The 12,745-nt window shown below is 37.2% G+C and carries 11 protein-coding genes; 8 read left to right on the forward strand and 3 right to left on the reverse strand.

All coding sequences use genetic code 11. The annotated features are described in order from the left end of the window. The first annotated feature begins 86 nt into the window (after positions 1-86). The 7 genes from KKC46_13305 (at position 87) to KKC46_13335 (ending at position 8,573) form a co-directional block, all read left to right on the forward strand. Entirely contained in the window at positions 87-656 is a 570-nt protein-coding gene (locus KKC46_13305; protein ID MBU1054784.1) for a DUF4390 domain-containing protein, read from the forward strand. Positions 657-686: 30 nt separating this feature from the next. Further along, positions 687-2,924 (forward strand): PAS domain-containing protein, encoded by a 2,238-nt coding sequence (locus KKC46_13310; GenBank protein MBU1054785.1) that lies wholly within the window; start codon positions 687-689, stop codon positions 2,922-2,924. A 74-nt stretch (positions 2,925-2,998) separates the two neighbouring features. Further along, positions 2,999-4,351, forward strand: coding sequence for a sigma-54 dependent transcriptional regulator (locus tag KKC46_13315; GenBank protein MBU1054786.1), 1,353 nt, complete (start codon positions 2,999-3,001; stop codon positions 4,349-4,351). 1 nt (position 4,352) lies between these two features. After that, positions 4,353-4,916 (forward strand): 16S rRNA (guanine(966)-N(2))-methyltransferase RsmD, encoded by a 564-nt coding sequence (rsmD, locus tag KKC46_13320; GenBank protein MBU1054787.1) that lies wholly within the window; start codon positions 4,353-4,355, stop codon positions 4,914-4,916. Between the two features lie 75 nt (positions 4,917-4,991). Further along, positions 4,992-5,489 (forward strand): pantetheine-phosphate adenylyltransferase, encoded by a 498-nt coding sequence (coaD, locus tag KKC46_13325; GenBank protein ID MBU1054788.1) that lies wholly within the window; start codon positions 4,992-4,994, stop codon positions 5,487-5,489. Position 5,490: 1 nt separating this feature from the next. Further along, the gene (locus KKC46_13330; GenBank protein ID MBU1054789.1) at positions 5,491-6,396 is read left to right on the forward strand and encodes a LysR family transcriptional regulator; all 906 of its coding nucleotides are present in this window, start codon (positions 5,491-5,493) and stop codon (positions 6,394-6,396) included. Then, positions 6,393-8,573: a vitamin B12-dependent ribonucleotide reductase gene (locus KKC46_13335; protein ID MBU1054790.1), complete on the forward strand. Its 2,181-nt coding sequence runs from the start codon at positions 6,393-6,395 to the stop codon at positions 8,571-8,573. The genes KKC46_13330 and KKC46_13335 overlap by 4 nt, the downstream gene beginning before the upstream one ends. Positions 8,574-8,721: 148 nt before the next feature. On the opposite strand, the gene KKC46_13340 is transcribed toward KKC46_13335, so the two are convergent. After that, positions 8,722-9,303 carry a DedA family protein gene (locus tag KKC46_13340; GenBank protein MBU1054791.1) on the reverse strand — a complete coding sequence of 194 codons (582 nt, stop codon included), beginning with the start codon at positions 9,301-9,303 and terminating at the stop codon, positions 8,722-8,724. 4 nt (positions 9,304-9,307) lie between these two features. Beyond that, a complete protein-coding gene (locus KKC46_13345) occupies positions 9,308-9,964 on the reverse strand; it encodes a protein-L-isoaspartate(D-aspartate) O-methyltransferase (protein MBU1054792.1) in 657 nt (218 codons plus the stop codon). A 219-nt stretch (positions 9,965-10,183) separates the two neighbouring features. Between KKC46_13345 and KKC46_13350 the strand changes: the two genes are divergently transcribed. After that, positions 10,184-11,185, forward strand: coding sequence for a potassium channel protein (locus tag KKC46_13350; GenBank protein ID MBU1054793.1), 1,002 nt, complete (start codon positions 10,184-10,186; stop codon positions 11,183-11,185). Between the two features lie 89 nt (positions 11,186-11,274). Here the strand turns inward: KKC46_13350 and KKC46_13355 are convergent, their stop codons facing one another. After that, positions 11,275-12,588 carry a DUF1329 domain-containing protein gene (locus KKC46_13355; protein ID MBU1054794.1) on the reverse strand — a complete coding sequence of 438 codons (1,314 nt, stop codon included), beginning with the start codon at positions 12,586-12,588 and terminating at the stop codon, positions 11,275-11,277. Positions 12,589-12,745 lie beyond the last annotated feature (157 nt).

The raw sequence follows: 12,745 nt of genomic DNA on the forward strand, positions 1-12,745 counted from the left end.
TACACAGAAACAACTTGAAGAAATATAAGATTACGTATTCATTATTATGATAATAAATTTGATACTGCAAAAAGATAAATATTGATATGCGAACACTAAGAAAACACAAAATTTACTTGCTTTTACTTTGCTTTTTAATTGTCATACCTCAAACATCCTTTGCTCAGGTAGCAAAGCTTACTAATATTGCAATTACCAGACATAATAAAGAGCTTCTTTTCAAGATGCATTTAGATGGTGCTTTTACAGAGGACATGAAAAAGGCGATTACAAGTGGTATAGCCACTTCTTTTACTTTTTATGTCAAACTTTATAAAGATAACGACCTCTTCTTCAATAATAAAATTACAGAAATATTGTTAACTAATACAATAAAATACGATAATCTGAAAAATACATATACAATATCAAGATCCTGGAAGAGCACAGGTCCGGATAAAACAGAGTCATTCAAAGAAGCACAGGAACTTATGACCCAGATTGAAGGATTAAAAATAGTCGACCTTGATCAACTGGAAAAAAATGCCCGTTACCACATTGAAGCAAAAGCAGAAGTAAGCAAATTCACCCTGCCTTTTTATCTACATTATATATTTGTTTTCGTTTCATTATGGGATTTTGAAACTGATTTGTATCAAATAGATTTTGTCTATTAATTAATGCATTCATAATATTTTAACACTAATATGGATAATAATTCATCAATAGTCCCGCCACAGACTAATTCCTCACAGGAACGTTCGAGACGTAAAAGAGAAGGCATTATAATTATTGCAATTATATTTGTTGTCGGCTTTTTAACATTTCTTGAAACCAGAATAATTAAATTTGGAGCAGGGATTCCGGTATCAAATACCGTTTTGATGTTTATTCTGATCAACGTTAATTTGTTATTACTCATTCTGCTGATATTTCTGGTATTCAGAAATCTGTTCAAGCTTCTTTATGATAGAAAGAAAAACGCCATCGGCGCGAAGCTTCGCACGAAACTCGTCATAGCTTTTGGCGCTCTAACTCTTTTACCAACAATAATTTTGTTCTTTTTTTCCATAAGTTTTATAACAACAAGCACTGAATTCTGGTTTAAAGTTCCCATTGAACAGGCCCTTGATCATTCATTGGATGTCGGAAGATACTATTATGGGCAGGTTCAGGAAAATAACAGATTTTATATAGAAAGAATTGCATACCAGATTAATAATAAGAACTTGCTTGACCCTGCCAGGAAAAAATCACTTTTTCACTATCTACAGGTTGTGCAGAGGTCGTTCAATATCCAGGCAATAGAACTTTATGACAGCAATTACAAACGTATGACTTTCATCCTTCCGCTTGGCATGGAAGATATGCCATTGAGAGTTCTTGATCCGGATAACTTTAAAAAGGATATACCCCCGTATGGTGTAAGAACCATAACTGAAATAGTGGAAGACAGAGAACTCGTCAGAACTATAGGGACAGTTCCATTTGGAGTTCAGCCTTCCGAAGCTAACTGTTATATCGTATTATCAACCAAACTTTCTCATCGGCTTTCCAAGAAGATGAAGTCTATTTCTCTTGGCTTTGAGGAATATCAGCAAACAAAGCTTTTAAAAAAGCCCATTCAAATCTCATATTATATATTACTATCCATAGTAGCATTACTTGTGCTTTTTTGCGCTATCTGGTTCGGATTTTATCTTGCCAAATCCATCACGATTCCCATCATGGAACTTGTAGAAGGTACCAGGCGTGTTGCAGAAGGAGACTTAGGTTTTACGTTAGATGTAGCTTCTGATGATGAAATAGGAAGTCTTGTGGATTCATTTAATAAAATGACAAAAGACTTGAGAAACGGCAGGGACCAGCTTGAGCTTTCCGCTAAAAAGCTTGAACTGCAAAACATCGAGATAGAAGAAAAACGCCAATATATGGAAATCGTCTTAAAAAATGTTTCAACCGGTGTTATTACTCTTGATTCAAAGGGGATGGTTACTACCATTAATAAATCAGCTGAAAAAATGTTAAATCTTAAACAGGATGAAACTCTGGGCAAAAGCTATAAAGATTTGTTGCCTGATCAGAATGTTAACATAGCCGAAGAAATAAAAGAAAATCTGTTTATAGCACAGGATAATGCTTTGGAAGTTCCTTTAAATCTTTTTGTAGGGGGAAGACGCCGTAGCTTTCTTATGAATGTAAATGCCTTAAAAGATGATACAGGTCAACATATGGGCGTTGTGATGGTTTTTGATGACTTAACCGAGCTTGAAAAAATTCAGAGGATGGCTGCATGGCGTGAGGTTGCACGCCGGATAGCGCATGAAGTAAAAAATCCTCTAACGCCTATAAAGCTTTCCGCCCAAAGGCTTCAGCGTAAATATTCAGATCAGTTGAAAGAGCCGGTATTTGAAGAATGCACACAAATGATAATTGACCATGTAGAATTAATAAGAAATATTGTAGATGCATTTTCAACCTTTGCAAGATTTCCATCGGCAAATCCCATTCCTTGTGATTTGGCTCCTATAATCAGGGAAACCGTTGCACTGTATAGGGAAGGGCATCAGAATGTAATTTTTGATACAATAATTTCGGATAACATTCCACAGCTTAATCTTGACAGGCAGCAAATAAAACAGGCAATGATAAACCTGGTCGATAATGCTGTTACCGCAATTAAAGAACATGGGAATATTGCAATTTCACTTGAGCATAATAAGGAAGCAAAAGTAATCAAAATTGAAATTGCTGATGATGGTGCAGGAATATCGGAAGAAGATAAGGCACGTATTTTTGAGCCCAATTTTTCAACAAAAAAAGCCGGATCAGGTTTGGGGCTTGCTATCGTAAATACAATTATATCAGATCATAAAGGCGTTATTAGAGTACAGGATAATTACCCTAAAGGAGCAAAGTTTATTATTGAGTTGCCAATAATATGATGGGCTTGATAAAAGTAGATTAATACGTTCTTAGGGTATAAACCACAGTCTGGGGGAGGAAGGGATAAAAACCAATGTTTCCATCGATACTAATAGTAGATGATAACCCGTCAATTCTTCAATCTTTAAAAGGTCTTCTTGCAGATGAAGGTTTTGAAGTAATGTTGGCTTCAAACGGATATGAAGGTTTAAAGACTATAGATAAGAAATCGCCTGATCTTGTTCTTTTAGATATATGGATGCCGGGTATTGACGGAATAGAAACTTTAAAACAAATTAAAAAAAACAATCCCCATATACAAGTCATTATAATAACGGGACATGGCAATATTGAGACTGCAGTTAAAGCCATTAAGCTTGGCGCATACGATTTGATTGAAAAACCCCTTTCGATTGATAAGATAATAGTTACAATAAATAATGCGTTAAATTTTAGAAGACTGGAAGAAGAAAACAGATATCTTCGAAAGAAAACAATAGAAAAAAATTCTGTGTCCGGAAACAGCGAGGCAATTGTTTATCTTAAGAAAAAAGTAGCCGCTGTTGCTCCATCCGATGCATGGGTTTTAATTACTGGTGAAAACGGAACAGGAAAAGAACTTGTTGCGCGAACAATTTTTCAGCTTAGTCCCCGTGTAGATGGGTCTTTTATTACCGTTGATTGTGTTACTATTCCGGAAGAGTTGATAGAAAGCGAACTTTTCGGACATGAAAAGGGAGCATTTGAAGGAGCAATTTCAAAAAAGATAGGCAAATTTGAATTGGCCGGCAGCGGAACTATCTTTCTTGACAATATCGGTGAGATGCGCCTGAAAACCCAGGCTAAAATACTTAGAGCACTTCAGGAAAAAAAGTTTCAGAGGGTAGGTGGGAGCAGGATTATAAATATAAATGCAAGGTTAATTGCTGCCAGCAATAAACCTCTTGAAATAGAAATTGAAAAAGGGAATTTCAGAGAAGACCTGTATCATCGCCTTAATGTTGTTCCGATTGAGGTTCCTGCATTAAGAAATCGCAAAGATGATATTCCTGTTTTAATCGATACTTTTTTAGCTGAATTTGCGATGCAGAGCAATAATGAAAAGAAAACACTTTCCCCGAAAGCAATCGAATTATTATCCAACTATTTGTGGCCCGGCAATGTAAGGGAGTTAAAGAATCTTGTTAATCAGCTTGCCATAATGACCAGGGAAAATATTATTGATGTTTCCGATATCCCCGATCAATATAAACCGGCTGTTGAAGAAGTTCCTGAACCGGTCAAATCCGAGTTGTTTTTAATTGATCGGCTAAAAGATGCTAAGCGGGCTTTTGAAAAAGAATTTATTAAAATAAAGTTGTCGGAAAATGATAAAAATATTGCCAAAACCGCAAAAGAAATTGATGTTGGTCGAAGTTATCTTTATAAAATAATAAAGAGTTTGTAAATTGACCGGTCTTAAGGTAATAAGCGGAGAATTGAAAGGCAAAAAACTATTTTCTGCAAAAGGTTTGAAAATAAGACCGACATCAGGACGCCTAAGAGAGAGTATCTTTAATATTCTTTCCAATAAGGTTGTTGATTCTGTAGTACTTGATCTTTTTGCAGGAACAGGAGCAATGGGAATAGAAGCATTAAGCAGGGGAGCATCCTATGCAACATTTATAGATAACGATAAAGAGGCTGTTTCAACTATCAGCAAAAATATTAAAGCCTGCGGACTCACAGAAAGAATTGCAATTGCAAGATTTGACATTTCAAAAAAAATTATTGAATATACTCATACGCTTCATGCTGTTAGTCTTGTGTTTATGGATCCTCCTTATAACAAGGATCTTATAACACCTGCTTTAATTAATCTTTCTAAAAGTCGAATTCTTGAAAATAACGCTTCTATAGTAATTGAACATGATTTGCGGGAAACACTTCCTGAAAATATTTCTGTTTACAAGATAACGGATCAGAGAAAATATGGAAAAACCTTTGTTTCATTTTTAAAATACATGGTATAATAAACAAACATAGAGTATAGAAACAAGTTGTGCAGTAAAAATAATAAAACAGAAAAATACGGATTATATTAATTTATGCGAAGAATTGCTATTTATCCCGGTTCCTTTGACCCTGTCACAAACGGTCATATTGATATCATTGAAAGAGGTCTTAAGCTTTTTGATAAGATAATTGTTGCTATTTTGCATAACCCGAATAAAAAATGCCTGTTTACAATTGATGAACGGATTGAAATGCTTGAACAAAGCTTGAAAAAAATAAAGAATACCGAAATAGATACATTCGATGGACTTCTTGTTGATTACGCGCTGAAGAAGAAAAGTCATGCCATACTTAGGGGAATGAGGGCCTTGTCGGATTTTGATTATGAATTTCAGATGGCGCTTATGAACAGACGGCTTAACAGGGATATACAGACTGTGTTCCTTATGACCGGTTTGAGGTGGATTTTTACAAGCTCCTCAATAATTAAACAAGCTGCAGAATTTGACGGCAATGTTGTCGGAATGGTTCCTCCTGTAGTTAATCAAAAATTAAAAGAAAAATTTGGATTTAATTCCAATTCTAAATAATATGGACCTTTGGCATCTTAAAATATTCTGTAAAGTAGTTGAGCAAAAAAGCTTTTCAAAGGCAGGGGAAGCTGTTTATATTTCTCAGCCTACCGTTAGCAGCCATATGAGAGATCTGGAAGCACATTTAGGCTGTCGTCTTGTAGATCGATTATCAAGAGAGGCAATCCCTACAAAGGCAGGAATATTACTTTATTCTTACGCAAAAAAACTTATAGCGCTATACGATGAAATGGAAAGTGCTCTTTCAGGTTTTCAGGGTAATATAAAAGGAAATCTTGTGATAGGCGGCAGCACAATCCCCGGCGAGTATATTCTTCCTATAATCGCCGGAAGTTTCACCAAAACTTATCCTGATATAAAGCTTTCGCTTATCATTGGTGATACTGAAAAAATAATTAATGATACTCTTTCCGGATTTATTGAACTCGGAGTCGTAGGAGCAGCAAAAAAAGATAAAAGAATTCAGCAGGAAATTCTTATCGATGATCAGATGCGTCTTATTGTTCCATCTGCTCATAAATGGGGAAAGAAAAAAAGCGTTACCATGAAAATGCTTATGGAAGAACCATTTATAATAAGGGAAAGAGGATCAGGAACATTAAAATCCATTGAACAGAATTTAAATAAAGCCGGATACGATATTAATGACTTTAATATTGCTGCTCAGATGGGAAGTACGGAAGCAGTGAGGCAAGGAATAAAAAATCAAGTAGGAATATCAATCCTTTCAACAATAGCGGTTAAGGAAGATTTAAAAGCAGGGTCATTAAAAGCGCTTGCTATAGAAGGTCTTGATCTTAAGCGCAGCTTTTATCTGACCTTAAGCAAGCAAAGGAGTCTATCTCCTTTAAGCAATGCATTCATCACACATATGAAAACCGAGTTGAAAACAAATCGGCTATGAGTATGCCCCTTTCAAATAATGCCTTGATAGTGCTTGAAAAACGCTATCTGAAAAAAAACAAAGAAGGAATTGCGATAGAAACGCCGGAGGATATGTTTGCGAGGGTCGCAAAACATATTGCGTCTGCCGATTCTTTGTTTGCAAAACCAGTTGATATTGAAAAAACGGAAAAAAAGTTTTTAAAGCTTTTGACCAACCTGTGGTTTCTGCCTAACTCGCCAACTCTTATGAATGCCGGCCGCCGCCTCGGCCAGCTTGCCGCGTGTTTTGTCTTGCCTATTGAAGATTCAATGGACAGCATATTTGAAACATTAAAACATACGGCTATGATACATAAAAGCGGAGGAGGTACGGGTTTTTCTTTTTCCAGGATACGTCCTGAACAAGATATCGTGCTTTCAACTGCCGGAGTATCAAGCGGGCCTATTTCTTTCATGACTGTTTTCGATGTGGCAACAGAAACCGTAAAGCAGGGCGGTACCCGCAGAGGGGCAAACATGGGGATCTTGCGGGTGGATCATCCCGATATAGAATCTTTCATTGAGCTCAAAAATGATACAAGAAGGCTTAATAATTTTAATATCTCAGTTGCCCTTACGCAAGATTTCATGGATGCGTTAAATAGTGAATCCGGAAAAGAGTCTGAATTTGATCTGATAAATCCCAGGACAGGTAAGACTGTAAAACGGGTTTTTGCGAAAAATATTTTTGACTTAATAGTGCATTCCGCATGGTTAAACGGTGAACCGGGTATAATATTTATAGACAGGATTAACCAGGACAATCCGGTCCCTCATCTTGGAAACATTGAAGCAACAAATCCTTGCGGTGAACAACCTCTTCTTCCTTATGAATCATGTACATTAGGTTCTGTAAACCTGTCTGCGATGTTATCGGGAAAAGCAATAAATTATAACCGCCTGAAAAAAACCGTTCATGATGCGGTTCATTTTTTAGATAATGTGATTGAGATCAACAAGTATCCTCTTGTTCACATTGAAAAAATGAGCAAAGGAACCAGGAAAATAGGCATAGGCGTTATGGGTTTTGCAGATATGCTTATTAAACTGGGGATACCATATGATTCACAAGAAGCTGTTGCGTTGGCTGAAAAAATAATGTCTTTTATTTTGGAAGAATCAAAAAGCGCATCTGCTGCACTGGCAAAAAAACGGGGAAATTTTCCGGATTATAAAAAAAGTATTTATGATAACCCCGATACACCATATATGCGAAATGCCACTACAACAACAATCGCTCCTACAGGCACGATAAGTATTATTGCTGGAACATCAAGCGGCATTGAACCCATATTCGGCATAGTTCAAACAAGAAGAGTTCTTGATGATAAAATACTTTCCGATATTAATCCGTTATTTGTAGAAATTGCAAAAGCAGAAGGATTTTACAGCAAAAATCTGATAGAAACAATAACAAGTGGAACATCAATTCAAAACCTTGAAGAAATACCTGATAAATCCAAAGATCTTTTTAAAACAGCTCATGATATAGCACCGGAGCAGCATATAAACATTCAGGCGGCATTTCAGAAATATACTGATAATGCGGTTTCAAAAACCATTAACTTTGGCCCTGATGCTTTAAGAAGTGATATAGCAAAAGCATATATGCTTGCCCATGAAAAAGGTTGTAAAGGAATTACAATCTACCGTTACGGCAGTCGTGACCATCAGGTTTTAAGCATTGGTGCTGAAAAAAAAGATTCCGTTAAAATTGCCCCAAGGCCAAGGCCTGAATGTACGGTCGGAATCACTGAACGCACAAAAACAGGGTGCGGAAACTTATATGTAACAATAAATTCTGATGACAAGGGTATGTGTGAGGTCTTTGCGCAGATGGGAAAGACAGGCGGATGTGCATCATCCCAGATTGAAGCGGCAGGCCGTCTTATATCGCTTGCCTTGCGTTCAGGGGTTAGCCTTGAAGCTATAGTAAAACAGCTAACTGGAATCAGATGCCCTTCTCCTGCATGGCAAAATGGAGAAATGGTGCTTTCATGCCCCGATGCAATAGCAAAAGCGCTTAAACACAGGACGGATCTTTCTTTTATCGAAAACGAAGCTATGATGGGAGTTTGTCCGGAATGCAGCGGAGTTATTACGCATCAGGAAGGCTGTCTTGTTTGCCATTCATGCGGATACTCAAAATGCAGTTAATCTTAGAGCCAGTTTCAAAACGCCCCATTTTGGCCGATATCTGCGTTGGGTGAAAATTTTAATCCTCAAAATACTCCTTGTATTCCTGCGGTTAAAATTTTCATCCGCCTTGATCTTGGCCAAACTGAAACGTTTTGAAAGTGGCTCATTATAACAAGTATTTTATAACTATAAAGCCTGCAATAAGAAGTACTGTAAATCCCACTGCAAGAGCATCAAAGTACTTATCGATAAAATCCTTGATTTTAGGGCCAAAATAATAAATAAGGCCTCCAACAAGAAAAAACCTGGCAGACCGGGAAATCAAAGAAGCGATAAAAAAAACAATAAAATTGATATTAAATGCGCCGGCCGAAATAGTAAAGACCTTATAGGGTATAGGCGTGAAACCGGCAACACCTATGGCCCACGCATCATATTTAGTAAAAAGCTCCCGTACATAATTGAATTGATCGGCAAAACCGTAAAAGTTTATTATTTTGCCCCCGATTGCTTCCATAAACTGCCACCCTACAAGATAGCCGAAACAGCCTCCCAAAATGGAACCTGCAGAACATACCAGGGCATATTTAAAAGATTTTTTTGGAATAGCGATAGCAAGTGCGATAAGAAGAACATCGGGAGGAATAGGGAAAAAAGAAGATTCGGCAAAAGCTAAAATGAATAATGCCCAAGGTCCATAAGGAGTATTGGCCCAACTTAGAACCCAGTCATACACTCTTCTTAGCATATTATTATTCCTTCCAGCCCTGTTCCCCGATAAGTTTGACAAATCTGCAACCACCAAGAGTTGTTTGATGAAGACCTTTTCCATCTTTGTATATTTTGGTTAATTCCTGGGTATTTTGATCTCCTACAGGAATAACCAATCGTCCCCCTTTTGCAAGCTGGCTTATAAGGATTTCCGGAATAACAGGAGCGCCTGCGGTAACTATTATTGCATCAAAAGGGCTTTCAACCGGCCACCCGAGAGTTCCGTCGGAATATTTGGTTACTATATTGAAATACTGCAACTTATCAAAAAGCGCCCTGGTTTTGACATAAAGTGAATGAATTCTTTCTATAGTATAAACCCGATAAACAATTTCTGCAATAACCGCTGCCTGATAACCGGATCCTGTGCCGATTTCAAGCACCCTGTCTTCTTCATTCAGATTAAGGGCTTGAGTCATTTCCGCAACAATATAGGGCTGTGATATCGTTTGCTGCTCACCAATCGGAAGGGGATAATCACCATAAGCCTGGTCCATCAAAGCATCATTTACAAACAGATGGCGGGGAACTCTCAGCATTGCGGCAAGTACTTTAGGGTCAGTTATACCCCGTGATATAACCTGCTTTTCCACCATATCTTCGCGTGATTTCTCGTATTTTAGTGCTGTTTTATGCATATTCGTTTTTTTGCCAAATAAAATAAATTCAGTTGATAAATCTATTCTTGAAAGATTTGTCTGTTTAGCATATAAATAACAAAAATGCAAAAAATCATTAACTATCCGATAGGAACTTTCTCCTGTTCCGGATATAAAGCCGCTTGAATAATAAGAGCAAATAGATATCTTCTAGCTGATTGACTTATGATTAACATTTAATGAATACTATATACTTATATGAATAGCACAAAGCATCTTATACTATCAGTCCTGCTAACTCTTCTTGTTTGTATTATTGGTACTGTAGGCTACATGATGATAGAAGGCTGGGCTTTATTCGATTCTATATATATGACCATAACTACGATTTCCACAGTAGGGTATAGTGAAGTTCATAAACTAAGTGAGCCGGGAAGAGTCTTCACGGCCCTGCTTATCTTTTTTGGTGTCGGTTTTTGCTTTTATATGGCAGGCGCCATGGTTCAATTCATGGTTGAGGGCAGAATAAGAGCTATTTTAGGGAGGCGAAGATTGGAAAAAAAAATAAGCAAACTCAAAAACCACTATATTATCTGTGGATATGGAAGAATAGGTAAAGTGCTGTGCAGCAATCTGATGATCAAGAAAAATTTTGACCTTGTTGTTGTCGAAAGCGAAAAGGATCTTATTCCCGTTATGGAAGAGGATCGTGTTTTATTTTTATCCAGAGATGCAATTGAAGAAAATACCCTAATAAAAGCCGGAATAAAAACAGCAAAAGGACTTGTTGCAGTTCTTGCTTCGGATGCGGACAATGTTTTTCTTGTTTTAACCGCAAGACAACTTAATCCCGATCTTTATATAACAGCCAGAGCAACCCGAAATGAAGCAAAATCCAAACTTATTGCGGCAGGAGCAAATACTGTTGTATCACCATATGAACTTGGGGCCATAAGCATGTCTCAGCGAATTTTACGGCCTGCCGTTACAAATTTTTTGGAACTTGCTTACAATGAGCAGGGCAATGATATTAGAATGGAAGAAATTCCTGTAAGCGCGTCTTCAAAAATTATAAATATAATGTTGAAAGACTCAGGGATAAGACAGAAATATAACCTGATTATAATAGCGATAAAAAAACACGATGGCAGTATGACCTTTAATCCTTCCTCTGAAACCAGGATTCAGGCTGGTGATACAGTAATTGTTGTGGGGCAGGATGAAAATCTTCAAAAACTTGAAAAAGTACTGCAAGCATAGATTGGCAGACTCGTGAAAATATCTTTTCATAATGTATTGATTCAGTGCCACCGGCTTAGTCGTAAGTTTTGCAAAGGAGTTAACCGCTTTTATTTAGATAACAGCAAGAAATTATTTATGGTAAAAAAACCCGGGTCCATTTTTGTAGCAGGTATATATATGAATGATTCAGGATGCGCAGATCGGCTTCCGTATGTAGCATGACGCGCTTTTTCATCAATAAAGGGTGTAGCATCATAATCTCCTGTGTTGTTTTTACCGCTTGGGCACTCACTGTAATGCGCCAGTAAAGAGCACCATATCCGGGGTGAACCTCCGGATTTTTCATATACCTCCTTGTACCATATGGTATAAGTTTCCTGATCAACATAATTGACGTGCAACCCCCATTTGTAATCCGGATCTTTAGGCATCTGTTCCACAATCCATACTTTTCTTGGAATATAGGTAATATTAAGAGGGGTCCATGATGCGCCCTTCCAGTTTGGATCTTCATAACCGAATTTGATATGAATACCGTTATAGGGAAATACTCTGGTCATTCTTCCATCAGACAATTCTTTTGCCGGCAATATATCGGGACTTGTAAAAGAAACAAGGATTGTCTTTTCTCCCACGTATTTCCATTTCATGGTACGGTCTTTTCCAGCCCACATATAATTTGTATCCAACCATGCATCAGAACCCAAATAGGGATCAGACCTTGCTGATGAGCTAGCTCGCCGAATCCTGCGAATAGTGGGAATATAGGCCCAAATCGAATTTTCCCTGGGGTCTTCATAAATGTAAGACATTGTATTGGTTCCTCTTGCAAACATCGGCTCCAAAACTCTTTGAAAGTCATAGGCCAGAACCTTATCAGGATTTATTATTTCCTGACTGGGCGGTCTGCCATTCATGTAAAGGTAATGGTCAATGCCATGATAAAAACGTTCCTCCCCTTTTGCGTCTATCAAGATAAGACGGGTATTATTTTTTGAGGCCATAAAACGATAAATCTGGAACTTGAAGTTATAAATGATCTTTGATCCGGCTTTGGGATCTTTGAGATCAATGTTTGGAAAAGGAAAACCGTAAATGTTTTCCGGGTATTTACCGGTGCGTTTATCGATCAAATCGCCTTTGGGGCTTACGTCGAATTTTCCTTTATTTTTGGCACTTGCTGCAAGAAAACTGTCAGCAAGTTTGTATTTGAAGTTTATTTTACCCGGTGTAATAACATAGTCACCCCTTTGAACAGCATAGTACATAGCCGGAATAAAAAGGTCTTTGTATTGACTACAGTTGCTCTTATCAATTACCTTTGGCAAATCCATAGATTGCCCGATACCGCAATATAAAAACAAAACAAACAACAAACAAAGTGATAATTCACAATACTGTAAAATTTTCATTCGTTTCATTTTATTCTTTTTCTCCCTTCAGTTTTATTATTGCTGCAATCGGTACATTATTTTAATAACCGCTATATAAAGATAAAATATTATCTCATAGAAAACACAAAAAACACAGAGATAAATAATTTGATCTAATATTTATGGTGGAAAATCAAGTTAATGC

The sequence above is a fragment of the Pseudomonadota bacterium genome (genome assembly GCA_018817425.1).
In the GTDB taxonomy this organism is placed as follows: Bacteria; Desulfobacterota; Desulfobacteria; order Desulfobacterales; family RPRI01; genus RPRI01.